21 protein-coding genes are annotated in these 22,516 nt (G+C 37.7%); 17 read left to right on the top strand and 4 right to left on the bottom strand.

What is annotated here, in order from left to right:
• Window positions 1–2: 2 nt before the first annotated feature.
• Complete coding sequence (locus tag LX69_RS02250; RefSeq protein ID WP_111444197.1) at window positions 3–2,303, top strand: TonB-dependent receptor; 2,301 nt, start codon at window positions 3–5, stop codon at window positions 2,301–2,303.
• A gap of 168 nt (window positions 2,304–2,471) precedes the next feature.
• Here the strand turns inward: LX69_RS02250 and LX69_RS02245 are convergent, their stop codons facing one another.
• The 4 genes from LX69_RS02245 to LX69_RS02230 all read right to left on the bottom strand — a co-directional run bounded on the left by LX69_RS02245 (window position 2,472) and on the right by LX69_RS02230 (window position 6,285).
• Window positions 2,472–3,221 (bottom strand): DUF5131 family protein, encoded by a 750-nt coding sequence (locus tag LX69_RS02245; RefSeq protein ID WP_221621254.1) that lies wholly within the window; start codon window positions 3,219–3,221, stop codon window positions 2,472–2,474.
• The gene (locus LX69_RS02240) at window positions 3,221–3,403 is read right to left on the bottom strand and encodes a hypothetical protein (RefSeq protein ID WP_111444196.1); all 183 of its coding nucleotides are present in this window, start codon (window positions 3,401–3,403) and stop codon (window positions 3,221–3,223) included. Before LX69_RS02240 ends, LX69_RS02245 begins: the two co-directional genes overlap by 1 nt.
• Before the next feature lie 491 nt (window positions 3,404–3,894).
• Window positions 3,895–5,079, bottom strand: coding sequence for an MFS transporter (locus tag LX69_RS02235; protein WP_111444195.1), 1,185 nt, complete (start codon window positions 5,077–5,079; stop codon window positions 3,895–3,897).
• A 534-nt stretch (window positions 5,080–5,613) separates the two neighbouring features.
• Window positions 5,614–6,285 carry a hypothetical protein gene (locus tag LX69_RS02230; RefSeq protein ID WP_146260610.1) on the bottom strand — a complete coding sequence of 224 codons (672 nt, stop codon included), beginning with the start codon at window positions 6,283–6,285 and terminating at the stop codon, window positions 5,614–5,616.
• A 481-nt stretch (window positions 6,286–6,766) separates the two neighbouring features.
• Here LX69_RS02230 and LX69_RS02225 point away from each other — a divergent pair, with 481 nt between their 5' ends.
• The 16 genes from LX69_RS02225 to LX69_RS02150 form a co-directional block, all read left to right on the top strand.
• Window positions 6,767–7,981, top strand: a complete 1,215-nt coding sequence (locus tag LX69_RS02225; RefSeq protein ID WP_111444193.1) for a site-specific integrase — start codon at window positions 6,767–6,769, stop codon at window positions 7,979–7,981.
• A 20-nt stretch (window positions 7,982–8,001) separates the two neighbouring features.
• Window positions 8,002–9,126 (top strand): hypothetical protein, encoded by a 1,125-nt coding sequence (locus LX69_RS02220; protein WP_111444192.1) that lies wholly within the window; start codon window positions 8,002–8,004, stop codon window positions 9,124–9,126.
• 68 nt (window positions 9,127–9,194) lie between these two features.
• The gene (locus tag LX69_RS02215; protein WP_170124200.1) at window positions 9,195–9,503 is read left to right on the top strand and encodes an excisionase family DNA-binding protein; all 309 of its coding nucleotides are present in this window, start codon (window positions 9,195–9,197) and stop codon (window positions 9,501–9,503) included.
• An 80-nt stretch (window positions 9,504–9,583) separates the two neighbouring features.
• Window positions 9,584–9,934 carry a MobC family plasmid mobilization relaxosome protein gene (locus LX69_RS02210; RefSeq protein WP_111444190.1) on the top strand — a complete coding sequence of 117 codons (351 nt, stop codon included), beginning with the start codon at window positions 9,584–9,586 and terminating at the stop codon, window positions 9,932–9,934.
• Between the two features lie 31 nt (window positions 9,935–9,965).
• Entirely contained in the window at window positions 9,966–11,129 is a 1,164-nt protein-coding gene (locus LX69_RS02205; RefSeq protein WP_245934918.1) for a relaxase/mobilization nuclease domain-containing protein, read from the top strand.
• A 69-nt stretch (window positions 11,130–11,198) separates the two neighbouring features.
• Entirely contained in the window at window positions 11,199–13,871 is a 2,673-nt protein-coding gene (locus LX69_RS02200; RefSeq protein WP_111444188.1) for a toprim domain-containing protein, read from the top strand.
• Window positions 13,859–14,602, top strand: coding sequence for a ParA family protein (locus tag LX69_RS02195; RefSeq protein ID WP_111444187.1), 744 nt, complete (start codon window positions 13,859–13,861; stop codon window positions 14,600–14,602). The genes LX69_RS02200 and LX69_RS02195 overlap by 13 nt, the downstream gene beginning before the upstream one ends.
• Window positions 14,603–14,613: 11 nt before the next feature.
• Window positions 14,614–14,898: a hypothetical protein gene (locus tag LX69_RS02190; protein ID WP_185741694.1), complete on the top strand. Its 285-nt coding sequence runs from the start codon at window positions 14,614–14,616 to the stop codon at window positions 14,896–14,898.
• Window positions 14,899–15,354: 456 nt separating this feature from the next.
• Entirely contained in the window at window positions 15,355–16,014 is a 660-nt protein-coding gene (locus tag LX69_RS02185; RefSeq protein WP_111444186.1) for a metallophosphoesterase, read from the top strand.
• A 53-nt stretch (window positions 16,015–16,067) separates the two neighbouring features.
• Window positions 16,068–16,589, top strand: coding sequence for a helix-turn-helix domain-containing protein (locus LX69_RS02180; protein ID WP_221621253.1), 522 nt, complete (start codon window positions 16,068–16,070; stop codon window positions 16,587–16,589).
• Window positions 16,582–17,274: a hypothetical protein gene (locus LX69_RS02175; RefSeq protein ID WP_111444184.1), complete on the top strand. Its 693-nt coding sequence runs from the start codon at window positions 16,582–16,584 to the stop codon at window positions 17,272–17,274. The genes LX69_RS02180 and LX69_RS02175 overlap by 8 nt, the downstream gene beginning before the upstream one ends.
• Window positions 17,274–19,022: a restriction endonuclease subunit S gene (locus tag LX69_RS02170; protein WP_111444183.1), complete on the top strand. Its 1,749-nt coding sequence runs from the start codon at window positions 17,274–17,276 to the stop codon at window positions 19,020–19,022. The genes LX69_RS02175 and LX69_RS02170 overlap by 1 nt, the downstream gene beginning before the upstream one ends.
• Window positions 19,019–20,734 carry an AAA family ATPase gene (locus LX69_RS02165; RefSeq protein WP_111444182.1) on the top strand — a complete coding sequence of 572 codons (1,716 nt, stop codon included), beginning with the start codon at window positions 19,019–19,021 and terminating at the stop codon, window positions 20,732–20,734. The genes LX69_RS02170 and LX69_RS02165 overlap by 4 nt, the downstream gene beginning before the upstream one ends.
• Entirely contained in the window at window positions 20,721–21,614 is an 894-nt protein-coding gene (locus LX69_RS02160; RefSeq protein ID WP_111444181.1) for an HNH endonuclease family protein, read from the top strand. Before LX69_RS02165 ends, LX69_RS02160 begins: the two co-directional genes overlap by 14 nt.
• 2 nt (window positions 21,615–21,616) lie before the next feature.
• Window positions 21,617–22,195 carry a type I restriction-modification system subunit M gene (locus LX69_RS02155; RefSeq protein WP_170124199.1) on the top strand — a complete coding sequence of 193 codons (579 nt, stop codon included), beginning with the start codon at window positions 21,617–21,619 and terminating at the stop codon, window positions 22,193–22,195.
• Between the two features lie 68 nt (window positions 22,196–22,263).
• The coding region (locus LX69_RS02150) for a DUF4372 domain-containing protein (RefSeq protein ID WP_146260609.1) at window positions 22,264–22,516 on the top strand (253 nt) is incomplete at its 3' end.

Raw genomic sequence — 22,516 nt, 5'->3', positions numbered from 1 at the left:
TCATGATTAAACGCTGTTTAACCATTTTACTGGCCAGCCTGATAACCATCAGCATTATGGCCAACCCCGACTCAAAACCCAAAAGCGATGCGCACGTGGTCGGTCACGTCACCAGCAACGGCGAGCACCTCCCCTTTGTCAACATCGTGGTCAAAAACACCAACGTGGGTACCACCACCGACCAAACCGGTCACTACAGTCTCTCCAATGCCCCCACCGGCAAGCAGGTGCTCAAGGCGCACTTTGTGGGTTACAAGCCTCAGGAAATTGAGGTGGACCTGAAACCCAACGAAACCACCGAAATCAAGTTCGACCTTCAGGAAGACCGCATCGGTCTCAACGAGGTGGTGGTGACAGCCAACCGTGGCGAAACCAATCGTCAGGATGCGGCTGTGATTGTAAACGTACTCAACGCAAAACTCTTTCAGGCCACCAATGCCGTCTGCCTCTCCGAAGGCTTAAGCTACCAGCCCGGCCTGCGCGTCGAAAACAACTGCCAGAACTGCGGCTTCCAGCAGGTGCGCATCAACGGCCTCGAAGGCCCCTACTCGCAAATCCTCATCGACAGCCGCCCCATTTACAGCGCCCTGAGCGGCGTGTACGGCATCGAGCAAATCCCTGTCAACATGATTGACCGCGTGGAGGTGATTCGCGGCGGCGGATCGGCGCTGTACGGTTCCAACGCCATCGCCGGAACCATCAACATCATCACCAAAGAACCCCTCCACAACAGCTTCGACGTCACCGAAAACTACGCCCTCATCGACGGCACCACCGACGACAACACCATCCACTTCAACAGCTCGTACGTGAGCGACAACCGCCAGGCCGGGTTCAGCATGTTTGCCTCTAACCGCAAACGCGGCTCCTACGATGCCAACGGCGACGGCTTCTCGGAGCTGGGCAAGATTGAGGGCAGCGGACTGGGTTTCCGATCGTACTACAAAATGTCGCCCTACAGCAAAATCACGGCCACCTACCATTACCTCAACGAATTTCGTCGCGGTGGCAACCAGTTTGACCTGCAACCCCACGAAACCGACATCACCGAGCAAACCGAACACCGCATCAACGGCGGCGAACTGGTGCTCGACCTCTTCACCCCCGGGTATGCCAACAAACTCTCGACCTATGTGTCGGCACAACAAACCCTGCGCGACAGCTACTACGGCGCCGGTCACGACCCCAACGCCTACGGCAACACCACCGACCTGGCCCTGGTGGCCGGTTCGCAGTACACCCACCAGTTCGACAAACTGTGGCTCGCCCCGGCCACCCTCACCACCGGTGCCGAATATCAGCTCAACAACCTGCACGACAAAATGCCCGGCTACCAGCGCGACCTCAAACAAGATGTCAACATTGCCGGCTTCTTTCTCCAAAACGAGTGGCGCTTTAACCACGCCCAACTGCTGCTGGGTGCCCGCCTCGACAAGCACAACCTCATCGACGACGCCATCATCAGCCCCCGCGCCAACCTGCTCATCCACATCACCCCTAAACTACAATGGCGCAACACCTTCTCCACCGGCTTCCGTGCCCCGCAAGCCTTCGACGAAGATCTCCACATCATGGCCGTGGGCGGCGAAGTGATGCTCATTCAACTGGCCGACGACCTCTCCACCGAACGCTCATACAGCTACAGCACATCGTTCGACAGCTACTACAGCCTGGGCAACATCGAAAACAACTTCATGGTCGAAGGCTTCTACACCAAACTCACCGACGTCTTTAAGGTCGAAGAAATTGGTGTCGACGACCAGGGCAACAAACTTCTGGAACGCCGCAACGCCTCCGGCGCCAAAGTGATGGGCATCAACCTCGAAAACCGCATGATCTTCAGCCCCAAATACCAGTTGCAAATGGGCTTCACTCTGCAACAAAGCCGCTACCTCAGCCCCGAAGCCTGGAGCGACGACACCTCGGCCGAGCTGCTCGAAACCATGCCTCGCTCACCCGAAACATACGGTTACATGAGCTTCACCGCCAGCCCCTGGAACCGCTTCAAAACTTACCTCTCGGGAACCTACACCGGCTCGATGCTCGTGCCCCACTATGCCGGATACATCGATCAGGATGTCATCAAGCACACCCCTTCGTTCGTCGACCTCAACCTCAAGTTCAGCTACGACGTTAAAATCACCGACGGCGTGCTGGCTCGCTTCGAAACCGGCGTGCAAAACCTGTTCAACAGCTACCAAACCGACTTCGACAAGGGCGAGTCGCGCGACGCCGGCTACATGTACGGCCCCATGAAACCCCGCACCATCTTTGTGGGCATCAAAATCAGCAACATCCTGTAAATGCCCCGCAACACAACAAAAAATCCACTCCCGCATCCGGAAGTGGATTTTTTATTTCCATCGCATCGCGACGTCACACGACATTTCCCTCATCATGAGGGCGTTCCCCTGCGGGTCGGGCTTTCCGCTCCAAGTCCTCGCTGTGCTGCGGGCTTTCCGCTGCAATCCCTAACGCGACAAGTAATTGATGCCTGCTTTGCGTGCCTGCACATGTTGCAGCCGCCGCGGAATCACATACTGTTTCCCATCCTTCACCAACCGGGTCCCAGTCTGCTTAAACCAAAACGCCACACCTTGCTCCACGCACAACTGCTGCAACGCCATCACCCAGTCGAAGTGGCACTCCCGCGCCTCAGCCCCCGACTCACCGCCCACCACCACCTGCTCCACCCATTCACCAATGTCATAGGGTGTCAGGTCGATGCGCTCGAGCAGCGGCTCACAAATAATGATTTTATGCTGTATGGGAGCCTGCCGATAAATGGGCAGGCGATAATCGGCACGGCTCTGATTCTCAACCGTGCAGCAAATGGTCACATGCGGATATCCATCACCCCAGTCATCTGGCAGTACCTGTGCAAGCCGGTCAATGCGTTTGGTAATCATCAAAAAGTGCAGGTCACTTCGCTGCCGAATCATTTGCCAGGCCTCCATGCGCCATTCGTCGGCCTCACGCAGCAGAAAATCAGAAGTAAAACAGGTATAAACCATCGCCCCCGACGGTATTTTGTACTCCCCGTTGCGCTTCTTCTGAATGGGCAGGTCGAAACTCTTGGTTTTGCTGATCAGTGTGCTATCGATGCCGCGCCTGGCATCCCCCTGATAGACGTAACAATTCAGGCAGCCCTCGCTCAGCTTATGGCAGCCGTACCAGGGATTCCACATCTTGGATTGCGGTGCCAGACCATTTTGCACCATCAGCGCTTGAGTTGATATTGATTCACCAATAACTGTTGTGCATTGGCATCCAAACTCTGAAAATAGGCTTTCCAACCGGGGCAAAAACGAATGTGCCATCGCCAAAAACGCCCCATCAACGACTTTGAATTTCGATCATAACGCGCCCGCAGGGGGCAGGTGTCGCAGTTGTGTTGTTCCATGTCAATCGGGTTGAATAATGATGGTGGCGAAGTTACGATATATAAGCCAATATCGTTTAGACAGGGTTATTCGAAAAAGACAAGAAGATTATTAGACTTCATAGGGATTAGCTTTGGGAAATTAAGAAAACAGATCACAAAGTCTTGATTCATCTCATCATCTGTCTCATCGGCTGCAATCTTCTCATCTAAAATTAAGGACATTGAGTTTGAAGCTTTTTAATTACCAACTCAGATGCTATTCTGTCCTTCAAGTTTTTACAGTCAAAGACACAGTCAATTAATCCATTCAAAATTATACCTATTAATATAATGCATGCCGCAATAATTACAGTTGAATTCTTCATCAGGACCATCGTCATTGAAGTAATTATCTTCAGTAATTCTATTGTTTAATTAATAGGTAACAAACTTGCCCACAATGGCGTATGGCGAATTGCGGAGCAGATACGGGAAATCGTCTATTGAACCACAATGACACTTTTCCCCTTTCATTCTCTATCATTAATTGCATTAAAATCATTTGAAAAATCAGCATACCTGTCGTCTTCCAACAGCCTTTCCCGAACGTCTTTCAACTGTTCAATTAGTGGATCAGGTATATGATATTTTGCGCCAAAACTTCTTCGTCTTTCTGTTTCAGTGAAATTCTGACATTCTTCCCAATGTATTTCTGGCGTATTGACTAAGTCAATCATTTCTTTTAAAATGTCACAAAGTTCTATTGCCTGGTTTGAGTTTGGATCAAAATAGTCAAGTTGTTTTAGAATATCGATAGGAAGTGCATAAGGCCAATTTTCGATTGAGTTTCTCCGGAAAAAAGACCAACTGCCTTTTTTATAGTTTCGGATAATTATCTTTTGAAGAATGATTGTGTCCATCGTCACTGGCATGTCATAAGAAAATGCTTTTTTAACACTCACAATCTGCTGAATAGAACTTTCTGTTTCACGCTTTTTCAACACTTCAATGGTGTGGTTATCAAAACTCACCCCATATTTCCCCTTGGCAATAGTCAATTCATGGTCAATATAGTTGTAGTCTTTATGAAATCTTAAGTGATATACCGAATTGAGTTCATCTTGATTCACAGCAGTTGTTAATTGAAGCATAAATGCTGTCAGCAAGCAGCAAAGGAACGAAAGAAAAATCCAACTTCCTGCTTGGTACACAAGCCTGACAGCAAACCAACTTTGCATAAATACCACAATTGGCATTAACACGAAAAGAATCCAATATTCTTCATAAAGGTTTAAATGATTGTCGTAACCGGGTGCTCCGAACAAAACAATGGGTAGGATTGAGCCAAACCGAGACAATACCATCAGAATGACCCAGAAAATCAACAGTGCATTTGTGACAGAAAGATTTTTATAAATGCGATCCTTTGGCCTATTATGTTTCTTGTTCTGCATCCAAATCCATATTGTGATTGAAAGTCCTAATACAGCAGAAAGGAAAGAGAAGAAAAAATTAAAAAAAAGAAGCTCGTTTTCTTTTAAAATCAGCAAGTCCGCTGAAATACTAGTCAAAAACCGAAACGTTTCTCTTGAAAGATTGAAAAACAAGGAAATTGAAATAGCAGAAACCAGTCCTGCCAAAATTCCAATCCAAAATCTCATTCGATTGATATTCTGAACTGATATTTTCTCTTTTTTAAATTGAATCTTGGTCATTTGCGCGATTTATCAAAAAAACACCACAACACTAAATACATGCTCAGAGGCGTATTGCTGGCGCATCTCCTATCAAACACTATATGATTGATGCGAGAAACGAACCTTACGGAACGTGCTTTACTACCAGCAATGCAACACATTGGTGCTTCATCCGTTTTGAAAAAAAAATAAATGAAGCAATAAAACTAACAAAAAAAGGAGCAAGAAAAACAGAATGAATTGACAATGTACTGTGTTTTGCAGCAGAAAACGGCATAAAATAATCCAAGTCACTTATTGCAAGCCAAACACATCAACAAGAAAACACATAGAGATTTCAATGAACACAGAGGCTCGGAGGTTTTTGAAGTTATGATGTATGTTTGAGATAGGATTTAAACTGTGTTCAAATAAAAAAAGCAAAATGCGTCACACAGCGTATTCTACGAGTTGGGTGATGGCAACACGGAGGGAAAAAGAAGTGGTGCAGAGACGACACAGCGAGGGAGGAAAAGGCACTAATTCCAAAATCGTGTCAACCGAGCGAGAAAATTACGGCAATGATGTGAAATGTTTGTTATTCTTAATCAAATCAATCCAGTAGTATGGAAATGCGACATTCAATTTAGCCAACTCATCACCGATGTTAAATCCTTTGGGAATATTTAAGAAACCAGACCGCTTAATCTCAGGATTTAATTCATCAAGTCCATACTCAAAAATACAGTCTCCAGTAGGCATTTCGAAAAACATCAATTTACATTTTGCTAAAACAAGTCGCCCCTTAAATGTTTTGCATGACGAATCAGTATAAGTTGCTTGGTCGCTGATAGAGTCTTGATCTTCATCAATATTCATGGTTCGTTTTTTTAGCGTTCTAAAACCTAGATATAAGAATGATCCGGTGATGATGACCCCAATCGGAATCGATACGACCAAATTCAACATCAAAGCATGCAGCGAAAACAAGTTCAATTCAAGCGACCGAACTAAAAACAACAGCATTCCAATCATAAGTCCCGAACCGATTCCGTAAATAATGAACCTGGAATGAAAAACAAATTGATTCGGGATTACATAACCAGTAAATAATTTTGATAGCACACCACTGACCACGCCAATAGCAATCACGATAAAAATAAGCCCAATGGACTTATCAAAAAACAGAAACGACAACAAGCACAAACATATTGCACCAATTAAAGCTATGATATATTTTTTCATGTGATTAAAAATCATTAATAATTGATTGTCAAAAAAATATACAACAATACATATAATCAGGCGCCAATATATCGCTTGGTGATCGTCATGACTGTTTTCATTTTTATAATTCAAACACGATCATAAGTCTCAAAAAAAGCAATAAGCACTATGTCTATTTGTTTTCAAATATAGAAATACAAAAATAGACACATCAGCTAAATAACTTTGCTTGAATTAATTTAAAAGAGATAAAATTAAAAAAGCCTGCAAATCAATCGATTTGCAGGCTTATGAAATGAATTGGAATTCATTTTGTCGGGATGACTGGATTCGAACCAGCGGCCACACGCCCCCCAGACGTAATGGTTCTATTTTCTTTAGTTTTCACTAACTTTCATATATCAATATATCAAGTTTATACGTACATTTACTTTTCAATAAACATGCTTCAATTTTCATTTATTCATACATTTGTTTCAACTCTGTTGCAACTAAAACTATGGCAAAATTTAAGATTATACTATATAAGTGGAAACAGTATAATGATGGTAAATATCCTATCATCATACAATTAATTCACAATAGGAAGAGAAAGGTAATCACTCTTGGCTATACAGCTACTCCAGAAGAATGGATTGAAGAATTAGGACGCTTTTCTAAGTCGGTAAAAAATTATAAAGTATTAAATCAAGCATTAGAATCGACAGAGCTTAAAGCAGAGCGAATAATCAATGAAATAAAAATTGAAAACAAACTGTTTTCTTTTGAATTATTCCAATCTCGCTTTTCTAATGATGGGAAAACAATTTCTGTTTTTCCTTTTTATGAGGAAATAATAGGAGAACTCCTAAGTATCGAAAAAGTAAATACAGCCAACATATATAAAAGCTCATTTAATATTATCCGAAAGTTTCGAAACAATAAAGATTTGACATTCTATGATATCAATTATGAATTTTTAAAACAATTTGAAACTTACTTATTCGGAAGAAAAAATACTGGAGGTGGTGTTCATCACCACATGAGAACTCTTAGAGCTATTTATAATGAAGCAATTAAACGAAAATATATTGACTCAAGCTATTATCCATTTTCTAAAGGATCGGGACAAGAAGGTTATTCTCTTTCAAAATTAAAATCGATTGCAACACCGAGAGCTCTTTCTGCAAATGATCTCGAGCTTCTCAAGAACTTTGACATCAATAAATATCCCCAATTCACTGATTCATATTATCTATTCATGTTTAGTTATTATGCAAGGGGAATAAATTTCGTTGATATGGCTCAATTAAAAAAGGACAATCTATATGATGATCGCCTTATTTACAAAAGAGCAAAAACAGGGAAAATCTTTCGACTCAAATACAATGAGAAATTAAGAGCTATTATCAATTATTTCGATGATCCGACAAGTGAATATGTATTTCCTATCCTAAATTCTTTTCACCAAACCGAAACTCAAAAAAAACACAGAATCCATAAACGTTTAAGAGCACTAAATTCTGACCTCAAAGCAATGGCTCTAATTCTTAAAATTAAAGTCAAAGTTACATCCTATGTTGCAAGACATTCATATGCAACAACCCTTTTGCGTCAAGGTGTTGGCTTTAGTATGATTGGACAAGGACTTGGTCATAATGATATCGTAACTACAAATGCTTACTTAGCCCAATTCTCAGATGATGAATTGGACAAAACAGATGATTTACTTTAATCCTAATCTTTTAAGAAATTATGCGACTCGAAACTTTGAATCAATTTACATCACTGTCAATTAATATTGAAGAATGTTCTGAAATATCGTTTAGAGAAAAAGTTTATCTTGAAGAACTGGGTTCTGAATTCTTCATTTCAACACACAAAAACACAATCGAATATTTAACAGAAGCCGTAAATACCCATGATTTTAATCAGATTCCTCCTAAAGTCAATGGGATTTCAAATAATTTCTTTCGTTTTGCAATGTCACGTCCTCAAGTAGATTTTAATAAACTCATAAAAAAAATTGAACTGGACTGTTTTCAAAGAAATCTTAAAAACAATAATCCATTCAGAGATATTGATTCTCTAAAAGATAAAACCCTATATAACTTGGCATTCTTTTATAAAAACATGCTATTCATATGCGATAGATACCTTAAAACATTAAATCAACCTTTTTCAAAAGGCATTGTTGATGATGGTTTTATCGCTCAAATTCTTGATGCATTTATTGATTCTGTGATTTATGATGGACATTTTTATTCCGATCATCAAAAAAGATATGATAACTGGTTGATTTGTGTTCTGAAGTTTGTAAGAAAATCGCATTCGCACTTAACAATAAGAAATAAGCTTAATCTTTTTAATAATCAATTTCACTTACTATGCAAATACGAGACAGGACGAAGTGGTATTGACTTTATTCAATCACCTCAACTGAGAATGTTTCTTAATGACGAAATTGAAAATCTTAATAATAAGATTGAAAAGAACGCTCAGATCAAATTTAACTTTGATGTTGATATTTCAAGCATAAAAGAATTACATCAAATATTATTTGAATATGGATATATAGATACAAAATCTCGGGATTTTGTTCTGTGTTGGGAACTTGGAGAAGGCAAGATAAATTGGTTAAAAAGAAGATCGTCATTAGTTTTATTTCATACTATTCTTCGATCGTATACAACACTTTTGGATAATATAAATATCGAAAACTTCATATATCAAAACTACACACATTTAGGTGAAACTGAATTTAATATTAGTAGCTTCATTAAAAAAGGATTAAACAACCCCTGCCCCAAGAAATATAAAATATTCTTCAAAATAATTAGCACATTACCAGACAAGTACATCAAAAACAAGGGGGAATAATTACCCCCCTATTTTTTATGAAATTCGATAGAGCTTCTTTTGTTTTCAATAATTCAAAACTTATTGACATGGAAGAACTTAAACGCATCGAGCAAAAGGTAGACAATCTGATGTTAGCACTTCAGATTCATCAAAAAAGTATTTTAACAGTATCCGAGGCATCTGTTTATACTGGTTTTTCAATAAGCTTTCTTTATAAGCTGATTCATTTTAATAAAATCCAATATCACAAACCGTCTGGGCGAAAAGTATTCTTTAAACGCACAGAATTGGATGCTTTTCTTTTAGACGGTGCCGTAGATACATCTGTGAAACACGAACATGAGATTGCTAAACGAATAAGTAAAAGCAACAGGCACAAGGTTAATATTCGGTAAGGAGCAAGCCATGTTTTTGCTACGGTAAACCTTCACCAAAACGCTTGCCATTTTCTCACTTCGTATAAAAATGTGTCTCGGTGGCTCGACCTAAAAAAGAATGTGATGAATTGAGAATTTATCAGTTCAATATCCGATTGACGAATTCAGAAATGGAGTTCGCTAAAAAGCAGTCTGAATTGGCTGGATTGTCTGTTGCTAATTGGTTGCGAAAAGCGGCTTTCTCAAAAAAAGCATTGGTAGCTAAAGTATCTCCTATGCACAGAGCTTATTATCGACAATTGGTAGGTATGTCTACCAATCTCAACCAGATCAGTCGTAAACTAAATTCAGGGCAATACACAAAGATTCATAGCGAGATTCAAGCTGCAACCGAACTCCTCAAAAAGATTAACCAATTATTCCTTAAAGATGATAGCGAAGCAGATTAAAGGAACAAGTTTCAGAGGTGTGCTGAATTATATGGAAGCAAAAGTAAATGGTGGAGTAGCTGAATTGATAGATTCGAACATGTTAAGCCAAAATGCTCGCAATCTGGCCAAGGAATTTGGAATGATTAGAACTTTAAAGCCTAATCTAAATAAGGTGGTCTATCATACCGCACTGAGCATAAATCCTCAAGAGCATCTTTCAAATGAACAATTTGTGGAGATTGGGAAAGAATACCTTAAAGAAATGGGATTCGCGAATAGTCAGTATGCTATGTACAGACACTATGACAGAGATCATGCTCACATTCATATCATTGCAAACAGGATTGACTTTGATGGACAAGTAGTAAGTGATAAATGGGATTACAAACGTAGCGAAAACATAGTAAGACAGTTAGAGCAGAAACATGGACTGATAAGGGTTCCTGATTCATCTAAAGTTCAAGAAAGTGGATTGTCAAAAGGGCAAGTTGAACTTTTCAGACGCACTCACACCATACCTGTTAAAAAACAACTCCAAATGATTCTGATGGAGGCAATTTCAACATCCAGTTCTATCCCAGAATTATTACAAGATTTGAATCAACAAGGAGTTGAAATGAAACTACATAAGAATCAAAATGAACAAGTATTCGGGGTCAGTTTTGAACTAGAAGGGATTTGCCTGAAAGGATCAACACTTGGAAAAGGATACTCCTGGATTCAAATTAATAAAAAACTAACTGATAATTATGAAAGAAATCGAAGAAGCAGCCAGGAAATCCATCGAGGAACGGAAACAAATTCTCGATGGTCAGATAGAGAGAATTCAAAAGACCAATTTGAACAATATCGAGGCCTTAAATCAGGCTATAACCCCGATAGCAAACAATTTGAAAGAACTTCTGAAGGATTTAAAACAGGAAACCTTATTGATTCAGGAACAACAAATCAGATCAATGAAAACAGCGCAACTGCTGGATCAGAATATCAATGCGCTTACCATCAAAATGGAAGTTCTCAAGAAGTTGAATTCTATAATCGACATCAAAATGATACTAACAGCAATACTGACAGGATCAATGACTGGGGCAATAATATTCTTGACTTTTCATCTGCTGATGTAATCAATAATATGGATAAAGATGATGACAATCTTTTTTTAAATAGAAAGAAGAAAAAGAAAAGAAATCGGGATTTAGAAAGAGGAATATAAAAAAAAGGTGGACTGCCATCCACCTCACTTTCAAGCCCAATAATTTGGACAAAAACACAATACAAAAGTATGCAAAAAACGATTGATAATCCACCAGATTATGGATTTGATCGAATAAAAAACGACCCTTCCATACAACTCAGAATTATCCAGCACGTCTTTCCGGAAGCTGTTCCCGGAAAGAAATTTAAAACGCACTTGGAAAATACACCATCCAGTTGCCTAAAGCTGGATAATGGTAAATATTGGCTTAAAAATTTCGGTAACAATGAGAAAGCCAAAGACTGGCTGAATGTGGTACAGGAGCATTTGAATTGCAATGCATCTGATGCGCTATCATTTGTGTTAACCAACATTTTAAATGATACCAAATCGAAATCGTTTCGAAATCAAGATGAATATTCATCATTTGACAAAAAGGTTTTCGCAATACAAAACAACTCAAAACAGTTAGCCTCTCAATATCTTGTTTCAAGAGGTATTTTGGTGAACGAACTGCCAGAAGGTGCCTATTATCAATCAAATAACGAAGATAAAACAGTCAATCGCATCGTTTTTATTGATAGTGAAAAACAGCTTATCAATTCGCGAAAACTAACCATTGAGAAAGGACAATATTACAATGATGGGAAACTCAACAATGCTCTGTATGTTGAGATGTATCGCCCGTCAGATGAATGGGTGTTTTTGGTGGAAGGATGTATCAATGCTTTATCGCTACAAAGCCATTCATCAATAGCCTTTTTTAGTGCCGGCAATAATTTCAATGACTATCCCAAGCTTGAAAAATATATCAAAGAGAAAAGAGTCATTCTGGCTTTTGACAATGACAAAGCAGGCGAACAAATGGCATCACAAATTCTGTCATTAATCGTCGATCATAGCTTCTTAGATATTTCAGTTTTTCAGCTTAAACTTTCATCCGATCAAGATATAAATGACCTTCTCAGAGCTGGTGCTTTAGAAGATTTCTTGTCAAATGGAGAGAATTACCAGCAACTCTACCCTCAATTAATTGACGATTCGATAGATGAAGCAAATGATGTAAAAAAGCATGGTTACTTCAAAAGACAAAATTGCTATTGGATAGAATCAAATATTAAAGGGGTCAGACATGAACGATGTATCTCCAATTTTGTAATGGATGTCGTGTATTTTTTCCCTGATGGCACAGATAACGCAAAGCGGATATTTTATTTACAAAATAAGTTTGGTAAAACAGAACTAGCCATTATAACAGCAAAATCACTTTCTCTGGAGGATTTTAAAGCAGTGATTCGATCAAAAGGTAATTTCTCGTTTCGAGGTACCAAAGATGAGCTTGACCGAATTTTGGAAGAAGTCCTTCAACGCGATAAAGAAGCAAAAGAACTGACCACCCTGGGACAACATCTGGGTAAAGGATACTACACATTCGCCAATGGAATCATACAGAATGGAAAATTTCATAAAGTGGATAAGTATGGAGTTGTAGAATTGCACAGCACCTATTACTATTTACCAGCCTTTTCATTCATCAATAGGCATTCACAAGAATTTCTACAAGATCAGAAGTTTCAGTTTCGAATGGGTAAAGGATCATTTTCTCAATGGTCTCAAATGGTTGCTCAGGCCTATGACGAAAAAGGGATTATAGGTATTGTATTTGTGATTGCATCCATCTACAGGGATATCATCATTGATGAACTAGGCTTTTTCCCCTATCTGTTTCTTTTTGGTGATTGGGGCGTTGGAAAAACATCTTACACAGAATTCCTGTTGAGCTTGTTTTATAACAATTACAAAGGCATTTCATTAGAAGCCAATTCAACCCCAAAATCCATTGCCCGAACAGCTCATAAAATACGAAATGGATTGCTCTACCTTAAAGAGTATGACAACAAGATTGAAAAGAACATTATCGGATTATTGAAGACCGGATATGAAGGCATTGCTTATTCGAGAGCGCAATCGAGCAATGATTTCAAAACCATGGATACGTTTATCAATTCATCCATTATTATCGACGGAAACAGTCTTCCATCTGCATCATCCGCACTATTGAGCAGGATGGTGGTATTAGATTTCAGGAATAACAATTTTACGTCAGAACAGGTATCTGCATTCAAGCAATTGGAACAATACAAAGCAGATGGACTAGGGAAAACATTCATTGAAATCATTATTCACCGCAAGCACTTTAAAGCAGTCTTCAGTTCTTGTTTCAATGAGCAATTGTCCATCCTCAAAGAAAGAAATATGAAGTTGGAACACCTTTCGGAAAGATCAATCAAACACATGGCATTGTTTTTAGCGGTGTTCCAATCTCTAAGTGATCATTTGATCTTTCCGTTTACATATCAAAACCTCTTTGATTGGATAAAACGCACGGTCACAGATCAAGATATAGAAATCAAAAGCATCAATAGGGTTAATCGATTCTGGAGAGCTTTGGATTTCTTAAAGTCTGAGAAGAAACTCCATAAAGACATTCATTATAAATACGCTAGCAAAAGCGATGGAACTGAATATCTGGGTTTAAACATCCAGTTACTTCATAAAATCTATATGCAGACTCCGGCAACCTGGGATGGTGAACCGACTTCATACAATGATTTAATCAGACTCTTAATCAACGATCCAGCCTACATTCCCTCGTGGATGAATGGTCGAAGTAATACAGTCACTATTAAAGGCCTTGGAAGTGCTTATGCATTTGATATCAGCAAAATACAATTAAACTTAGATTTATGGGAAAGATAATTGCATTCATCAATCAAAAAGGAGGCGTTGGCAAAACCACAACCACCACTTCGGTAGCCGCAGCTTTGGCCAATATGGGGCATCGCACATTGGTCATCGACCTTGATGGGCAGTGCAATTTAACGACGTCGTTTGGAGTGGAGGATATGACGGTTAATTCGTACAATACCATGAAAGGGGAAAAACCTTTTAAGGCTGTCGAGATTTATCCAAAGCTTCATGTATTGCCCTCGTCGTTAGATTTAAGTGCCTTTGAACTCGAAATGGCCACAGAACCCGGTAAAGAATATTTACTAAAAGAACTTCTGACACCTGTGCTGGCGAGGTACGATTATATCCTTTGGGATTGTTCCCCAAACCTAGGCCTTATCTCTGTGAATGCATTGTCGGCTGCCGATTTCTACATCATACCATTGTTGCCTCACCATTTGAGCATTCAAGGGTTGACAAAGTTGATGGAGGTGACAGATAAAGTCAAGCGAAGGATCAATTCCAAATTAGAGCTTGGTGGTATTGTCATCACCCAGTATAACAACCACAAGGTGCTTCACAAGGATATTGCGGAGGTCATCAAATCGCACTTTGGGGAAAAACTGTTTTCGACATTTATCCGCGAGAACATATCGTTGGCCGAAGCCACAAGTTCTGGAACCGATGTGTTCAGATACGCTCCCAAAAGCAATGGAGCCGAGGATTATTTAAGCCTTGCACAAGAAATCACTAACATTTAAAAACTACCCTTATGGCAAAAAAGAACTTTAAAACAGGCATCGACATGCTCATCCAAACGTCGAAAACCAATATCGAAACAGAAAAAAAGGCTGATAAAGAAAAAAGCAAACCCGAGTTTCAAAAGGCCACCTATTATTTCAATTCTGAAACCTTGTCGACCATTAAGTCAATCGCATGGTACAATCGCCAGCCGATAGGCGAAGTGATAAACGAAGCCCTTAAAGCTTATATAACAACAAGTCCGATTGCCAAAGTGGCAACAGAAAGCCATGTAAGCAAAGGGTTTAAGCCCTAAAAAATTTGCCAGCGTTGCCATAAACACTATAAACACCATCATGTATGGCAATGCCATTACCTAACGATAAAGGAAACTTAAAACGATATTGGTGATATTTGATTGTAAACCTGTAAATCTGTAAACTAATGTGATTATATATTTGTATTATAAATCATTAAAGGTTTACAGTCGGTTTACAATGGATTACAAGGTTGCTAAATTCCACTAATTCCGATTTGAGTTTTCATTTTCATTTATGAGTTGATTCTTTTATTGTATTTTTCACATACTAGTGATCCCTACATTATGATTTGTTTATAACATCAGACTAACTCAATGGCTTTATGCTGCTCTTTAGTACAGAGTGTGAAGCTTATATATATATTGCACATATTATAAAAATGCGCAAGCTGAAAAACAAATCAAAATTTTCAAAAAATTGCAATTACTCCCAACGCTCAATATACTTTAGATATGAAAAGGCTCTTTGCTATTGGAGATATTCATGGTTGTTTTGATTCATTCAAAGAATTAGTTGAGAATCACATTATGCTTTCGAAAGAAGATAAAATTGTATTACTGGGGGACTACATAGATCGTGGAGGTAGAAGTAAAGATGTTGTTGACTATATCATCCTCTTGCGAAAAAATGGATTCGATATTACACCATTGATTGGAAATCATGAAGTGCTACTTCTTGACGCCTATAATATTGAGAGCAATTATTCAATATGGATTCAAAACGGAGGGTTAGACACATTAAAAAGCTTTGGGATTGAATCGGTTAAAGATGTTCCTTCATGTTATATCGATTTCTTTTCAACACTCCCATTCTATTATTTATTTGAAAATCATCTATTTGTTCATGCAGGATTTAATGATAGTATCCTAAATCCATTTAAAGATTCATATTCAATGGTTTGGAAGAGCAAGAGTGTATATTGTCATCCATTACTTGAGGGTAAGACAATTATTCATGGTCACAGACCAATCTCAGTCGATTTCTGTAATAAGCAGTTTGAGGACAACATATCAGTAATAAACATTGACACCGGCTGTGTTTATAAAGGAAAAGAGGGTTATGGTAGGTTGACCGCAATAGAGTTGTATTCTAGGAAACTATTTTCAATTTAATTTTATAAATTTGATCATTCGCAATTCGCGAATCGCGAATAGAAAATTGAGGTATGAAAAAACACAATGGGATGCGCCCCCAAGACATAGTCGTATTGTTGAAAATCATTGCATTGAGGCGTGATGATTGGTATAATTCCGATTTAGCTCAATCCTTAAAAATCAGCCCATCTGAAATATCTGAGGTGTTAAACAGGTGTAAAATTGCGGGTTTGATTGATTCGAAAAAGCGAAAGGTTAACGTAAATTCATTCATGGAATTTCTTGTTTATGGATTGAGATACGTATTTCCAACACAACCGGGTGCTGTCGTGAAAGGATTTCCAACGGCTCATTCTGCGGCCCCAATCAACGAACATATTTCGAGTGGCTCTGATGTATATGTGTGGGCTAGCGCAAAAGGAACACATCGAGGACAAGCTATTGAGCCATTATATAAATCAATACCTCTGGTAGTACATGAAGACAAACCATTCTATGAGTTGTTGGCTATCATTGATACTATTCGCGTTGGAAAAGCCAGAGAAATTAACATTGCTAAAGAAGAACTTGAAAAGCGATTAAAGCATGTCTAGTACAAATATTAAAATGCTGCAAACAGTAGCAAATGGTTTAGGGGATTTGAAAAATGAAATGGTATTTGTAGGTGGGGCTGTTGCTGAATTATATGCAAGCAATCCAGAGTTATCGGATATCAGGCCAACTCTTGATGTTGATTGTGTTGTTGAATTACGTTCAAAAATTGCTCATGCGAAATTGGAAGAGGATTTAAGGGCAAAAGGCTTTGCACATGACACAACCCAAGGTGCTCCTATTTGCAGATGGATTTACAAAGATGTAAAGGTTGATGTAATGCCTTCAGATTCGAATGTACTAGGATTTAGCAATAAATGGTATGACGAAGGAATTCAAAATAAAATAGTAAAAACACTTCCTGACGGGAGTGAGATATTTATATTTTCGCCTGAATACTACTTAGCTGCAAAATTTGAAGCCCATAAAAGTCGAGGCGGTAACGATTTAAGGCAAAGCCATGATTTTGAAGACATAATCTATATATTAGATAATTGCTCAGAACTACTCGAAAGAATATCAAATGCAAATGACAGTATAAAGGCATATTTAAAAGAAGAATGTTCCAACCTGTTAAAAAATGAAGGATTAACCGAAGGTATAGAAAGTGCGTTGCCTTATGGTTCAGAAGAGGAAGCTACTGAAATTATTATGGAACTCATTCAAAATATTGCAGATATTGAATAATGGAGAGAGGTAAACAAATATATAAATTACCTGAAGGGTGGATTTTAGAAGATTTAGGCAATATTGCTTTTATAAATATGGGACAATCGCCTCCTTCAAGTTCGTATAATTATGATCGAATTGGGTTGCCTTTTTATCAGGGAAAATCTGAATTTGGTGATATATACCCAATAGTTGAAAAGTATTGTTCAGAACCGATCAAGATTGTTGATTCTGATGATGTTTTAATATCAGTTCGAGCTCCTATTGGCCCGACAAATCTGGTCAAAGATAAATCATGCATTGGAAGAGGTTTGGCTGGAATAAAGGCATTTGGTGGAATGTCAGGAAAGTTTCTTCTTTATCAATTGCGTGTAAAAGTAGAAGAACTACAAGAAAAAGGTACTGGGACTACTTTTAAGTCCATTTCAAAGTCAATATTGGAACATTCTATTTTTAAGATTCCACCACTTAATGAACAAGAAAGAATTGTTTCTAAAATAGAATCCCTTTTTAGTGAGCTTGACCAAGCTGAAAAAGGATTACAAAAGGCAAAAATGCAATTGAAAATCCTCAGATTGACTTTACTCAAAAGTGCTTTTGAAGGAAAACTTACCGAACAATGGCGTAAAGAAAACAACTCGGAATCGATTGAGAAATTACAGAACAGCATTTATAAAATGCGTAAACAGCAATTTGAAGATGAGCTTGCCCTTTGGAAATTGGAAATAGATAATTGGAATAAAAACGGAAAAAAGGATAAGAAACCAATTAAACCTAAAGAACCTTACTCTGCTCCATTTATATCAAACAAAGAATTGAAAGACTTGGCTGATATTCCAAATAAATGGAAATGGGTTAAGACAAGTCAAATAATCTCTATAATCAATAATGGCTATACACCAAAATCTGAATTTTTAGGTGAAGGACAAGGTGAAATTCCCTTTATAAAAGTTTATAATTTGACCTTTAATGGTGTATTAGATTTTACTATTAATCCAACATTTATCCCAAAAGAAAACCATCAATTAGAATTAAAAAGGTCAATTTGTCAACCTGGTGATGTGTTAATTAATATTGTGGGGCCACCTTTAGGTAAGGTATCTATTGTGCCAGAAACTTACCGTGAATGGAATATTAATCAGGCAATTGTACTATTCCGACCTAATGAATATGTTTTATCGAAGTATATATCATTTTACATGCAGAATTCATCAACAATTCAATGGTTAACAGATACAGCAATCGGTACTGCGGGACAACGAAATGTTAAAGTTTCAACATGCAGAGAAATTCCAATCCCACTTTGTCCTGTCGAAGAACAAGAAAAAATTATCGGAATATTAGAGACTAAATTGTCATTAAAAGAAAACCTTGAAAAAACTATTGACTCATGTATTCAAACGTCAAATTCACTTCGTCAAAGTATCTTAAAAAATGCATTCGCAGGAAAACTTGTCCCTCAAGATTCTTTAGATAAACCAGCAAGTGAATTATTAAAACAAATCAAAGCAGAAAAGGAAACATTTTTAAATAAACAGATAGTCTCTAAACAGAATGCTCCCAAAAAAATAAAGAAAATGAGTAAAGCATTAGGTATTGAAGAAGTTCTTAAAAATTCAACTGAACCAATGTCAGCAAAGGAAGTTTGGCAAAAAAGTAAGCATAAGGATAATATTGAAGATTTTTATGCAGAATTAAAAGAATTAGGGGATAAAGTGAACGAGGTGAAAAAAGGACTAGAGTCATTATTAAGCCTAAAACAATGAGAATTGATAAAGTATATATTGAAGACTTCAAGAACCTTAAGAAGTTCTGTATTGATTTGGATGCAAGTCAGATGAATACTGTTCTTCTTGGACAAAATGCTACAGGCAAGTCAAATTTTATTGAAGCTTTGGTTAAAATCTTTAAATATCTTGATTTAAGCAGTGAGTCGTCAAGAAAATATCCTGAGTTCAAATACTGGATTAAATATAACTGTTACGAAAAAAACATCATTATTGATTATACTACCAATTCATACATTATTGAAATTGAAGGTCGAGATAAAGCACCATCTTTCAAAGAGTTTTTCAGTTCTGAGGGTAAAAAACTTTATTTCCCAAAATATGTATTTACCTATTATTCAGGAATAAGTAATAGACTTGATGAAGTTTTTTGGGAACATCAGAATAATTTTTACAAAAAGATAATAAGAGCCGATTTTAATATTGAAGAGCTTGATGATTTAAGGAAGCTGTTTTATGTAAAGCCCATTCATAGCTTTTTCGTATTACTTGCATTCTTTTCTCTTTCAAAAATAGAAACAAAGTCAAAGCAGTTTTTATTTAATGTGTTAGGGATTGAAGACTTAGAATCAGTTCTATTTGTAATTAAAAAAGCATTTTGGGCAAAAAAGGATGATGAGAAGTTTTGGGGTGCAGAAGGCTTAGTAAAAGAATTCCTAAGTACACTTTGGGATTATTCTTTAGCTCCAATATATGAAGACAAATCAGTTGATATTGATTTTAGGAGGCAGGAAACTCAAAAAAGGTTGTATTTATTCATTAAGGATAAAAAGAGATTAAAAGAATTTGCTGAAAAGTATTTTAACTTAAATAATGAAAAACCGAGTAATACATTCCTATTTAAGGCTTTAGAAAGCACATATATTTCAGATATGCTTGAAGAAGTTAAAGTAAAAGTAAAAAAGAGAAAAGATGGCAAGGTTACTTTTAAAGAGCTTAGCGAAGGAGAGCAACAACTATTAACAGTTATAGGACTATTAATTTTTACACGAGAAGATGAATCGTTGGTGCTTTTAGATGAACCTGATACACATCTAAATCCTATTTGGAAATATGATTACCTCTATTATTTGAAATCTCTGGTTAAGTCGAAAAATAAACTGGAAACTGGTGGAAATTCTGATGAATTAGAAGAAGATAAAACAACGCATGTAATTATAAACACTCATGACCCATTGGTTATTGGGAGTATGGTTAGGTCACAAGTCCGTTTATTTGGAAAAGTAATTGAAAATCAATACAACAATTCAGAAGAACCAAAGGATAGATATGAAGAATTAAGAAGGCAAGCTTTGAATTTTGCTATTGAACCTGACATTGACCCTCAGGGTTTAGGTGTTGCTGGAATTTTAACGAGTGAAATGTTTGGATTACCAAGCATTCTGGATAAAACCACACAAATAAAGCTTAATAAGAAGCGATATTTGCAAGGTAAAGCGATGAGAGGGGAATTAACTCAATCTGAAAATGATGAGTATAAAAAGTTAAAGTCGGAAATGGAAAAATTAGGCTTCTACGAGGAATCTGAGGATTATTGGTTCAAAGAATATCTAAAAGAGATGTCAAAAATTGATTCATTTCAGAAAGTTAATTTTACAGATGCTGAAAAACTAGAGCTTAGTAGAAAAAGCCAAGAGATTGCAAAAAAAATCGCTCAACGAAAAATGACCAAAAACGATGAGACGAATTGATATAAACCACTTAAAGGAAACCTTCGATAGAATAAAGGGAACAGGTGCTTTCTCAAAATGGGAAGAAAGTGCAAAAGCTCATTTGCTAAATATTGAGGGGAAAGATAAGAAAGAACGAGCTAATTATTGGCAAAAGCATAACATCTGGACAGATTTATACTCGGCTCTTTCGGAGTTATCTGGGGATAAATGCTGGTATACCGAATCCAAAGAAAATTCTGGAGAATGGCAAGTTGACCACTTTAGACCTAAAGGCAAATCCTTAGATGAAAATGGAAAAGAAATTTTAAAAGAAGGGTATTGGTGGCTATCATATGACTGGCAGAATTTTAGATTATCTGGTTCTTTAACTAATTTATTAAGAAAAGGTCGTTTTGGTGAAGGATGTGAGACTATGGGAAAAGGAAATTATTTTCCTTTAAAGGATAAAACAAAAGTTTCGAAGGAAAAGGATAAAAAATGCAGAGGAGAAAAGCCTCTACTTTTAGACCCAATAAATGCAAGGGATATAGAATTACTCTCTTTTGATAAAGATGGAATGCCTTATGAAACTTATAATGTTGATGATAATGCTTTAAATCATCTTAGAGCCTCTATTTCAATAAAATGTTATGGTTTAGAACATCAGCCTCTCGTAAGAGGGAGATTTCGAGTTTGGAACACATGTAATGAACTTGTTGAGGATGCCCAAAATGACCTATTTGTTTACAAAGATGATGAAGAAAAGGTGGAAGAAATAATTGAAGAATGTTTTAATGAATTAGCGAATTTGGCCAACATAAAAATGCCTCATTCAATCGTAGTTTTTAACTACATAAAAGATAAATCAGGAGAAGAGGGTTTTGAATGGCTTCAGGGCGCACTAACAGCAATAGTATAAAAATGGCAACAAATACATTAGTAGATAAAATTTGGAAATTCTGTGATACACTTAGAGACGATGGTTTAGGATATACAGATTATCTGGAACAGTTAACCTACCTGCTATTTCTAAAAATGGCGGATGAGAATCAACATAAATTCGATTTGCCTGAAATTTGTAATTGGGATGAATTGCAAAAATTGCAAAAAGGGGAATTGATGACACAATATGAGTCAATTTTGAAAACTTTGGCTAAATCAGGAGGAATGCTTGAAAAAATATTTGCCAGTTCTCAAAACAAAATACATGATTCTTTTAAACTAAAGAAGTTAATCAATCTAATCTCGGAAGAAGACTGGACTTCCACCGAATATGATATTAAAGGGGAAATTTATGAATCTCTACTTCAAAAAAATGCTGAAAGTAGCGGAGCCGGTCAATACTTTACACCTAGACCAGTAATTGCAGCTATGGTAGAATGTGTTAATCCAAAAGAAACCGAAAAGGTTTCCGATCCTTCATGTGGTACTGGCGGATTTTTCTTAGGAGTATTGGATTATTTTAAAAGAAATAAAACACTACTGACCGACAAAAAATAAAATAAGGGTTACCGCCCGAAGGTTTCACCCTATAGTTGTAGATTTATGTTGCGAAACAAAATACAACTATGGGCAAAGATATTGAAAAGAGTTTAGTCGGTCAGCCGATTTTCAAGCAGATGATGGATTTTTTACCACGTAATAAGTTCGACTTATTGGTTTCAAAACATAAATCGGATCGGTATTACAAGACTTACTCGTCGTGGGATCAATTGGTAACCATGTTGTTCGGCATCTTTAGCCGTTGCGACTCCATGGGGGAAGTCTGCGATGCGATGAAAACGCTCCAAGGAAAGCTAAGCTATTTGGGATTAGATAGTT

Source organism: Breznakibacter xylanolyticus (assembly GCF_003254275.1).
GTDB classification, from domain to species: Bacteria; Bacteroidota; Bacteroidia; order Bacteroidales; family Marinilabiliaceae; genus Breznakibacter; species Breznakibacter xylanolyticus.
This window is presented reverse-complemented; position numbering and strand designations above follow the sequence as displayed.

What these genes read in the sequence shown, in the direction of transcription:
- LX69_RS02250 (WP_111444197.1), top strand. Translation starts at nt 3, where the DNA reads ATGATTAAACGCTGTTTAACCATTTTACTGGCCAGCCTGATAACCATC.
- LX69_RS02245 (WP_221621254.1), bottom strand. Translation starts at nt 3,221, where the DNA reads ATGGTGCAAAATGGTCTGGCACCGCAATCCAAGATGTGGAATCCCTGG.
- LX69_RS02240 (WP_111444196.1), bottom strand. Translation starts at nt 3,403, where the DNA reads ATGGAACAACACAACTGCGACACCTGCCCCCTGCGGGCGCGTTATGAT.
- LX69_RS02235 (WP_111444195.1), bottom strand. Translation starts at nt 5,079, where the DNA reads ATGACCAAGATTCAATTTAAAAAAGAGAAAATATCAGTTCAGAATATC.
- LX69_RS02230 (WP_146260610.1), bottom strand. Translation starts at nt 6,285, where the DNA reads ATGAAAAAATATATCATAGCTTTAATTGGTGCAATATGTTTGTGCTTG.
- LX69_RS02225 (WP_111444193.1), top strand. Translation starts at nt 6,767, where the DNA reads ATGGCAAAATTTAAGATTATACTATATAAGTGGAAACAGTATAATGAT.
- LX69_RS02220 (WP_111444192.1), top strand. Translation starts at nt 8,002, where the DNA reads ATGCGACTCGAAACTTTGAATCAATTTACATCACTGTCAATTAATATT.
- LX69_RS02215 (WP_170124200.1), top strand. Translation starts at nt 9,195, where the DNA reads ATGGAAGAACTTAAACGCATCGAGCAAAAGGTAGACAATCTGATGTTA.
- LX69_RS02205 (WP_245934918.1), top strand. Translation starts at nt 9,966, where the DNA reads ATGGAAGCAAAAGTAAATGGTGGAGTAGCTGAATTGATAGATTCGAAC.
- LX69_RS02200 (WP_111444188.1), top strand. Translation starts at nt 11,199, where the DNA reads ATGCAAAAAACGATTGATAATCCACCAGATTATGGATTTGATCGAATA.
- LX69_RS02195 (WP_111444187.1), top strand. Translation starts at nt 13,859, where the DNA reads ATGGGAAAGATAATTGCATTCATCAATCAAAAAGGAGGCGTTGGCAAA.
- LX69_RS02190 (WP_185741694.1), top strand. Translation starts at nt 14,614, where the DNA reads ATGGCAAAAAAGAACTTTAAAACAGGCATCGACATGCTCATCCAAACG.
- LX69_RS02185 (WP_111444186.1), top strand. Translation starts at nt 15,355, where the DNA reads ATGAAAAGGCTCTTTGCTATTGGAGATATTCATGGTTGTTTTGATTCA.
- LX69_RS02180 (WP_221621253.1), top strand. Translation starts at nt 16,068, where the DNA reads ATGAAAAAACACAATGGGATGCGCCCCCAAGACATAGTCGTATTGTTG.
- LX69_RS02175 (WP_111444184.1), top strand. Translation starts at nt 16,582, where the DNA reads ATGTCTAGTACAAATATTAAAATGCTGCAAACAGTAGCAAATGGTTTA.
- LX69_RS02170 (WP_111444183.1), top strand. Translation starts at nt 17,274, where the DNA reads ATGGAGAGAGGTAAACAAATATATAAATTACCTGAAGGGTGGATTTTA.
- LX69_RS02165 (WP_111444182.1), top strand. Translation starts at nt 19,019, where the DNA reads ATGAGAATTGATAAAGTATATATTGAAGACTTCAAGAACCTTAAGAAG.
- LX69_RS02160 (WP_111444181.1), top strand. Translation starts at nt 20,721, where the DNA reads ATGAGACGAATTGATATAAACCACTTAAAGGAAACCTTCGATAGAATA.
- LX69_RS02155 (WP_170124199.1), top strand. Translation starts at nt 21,617, where the DNA reads ATGGCAACAAATACATTAGTAGATAAAATTTGGAAATTCTGTGATACA.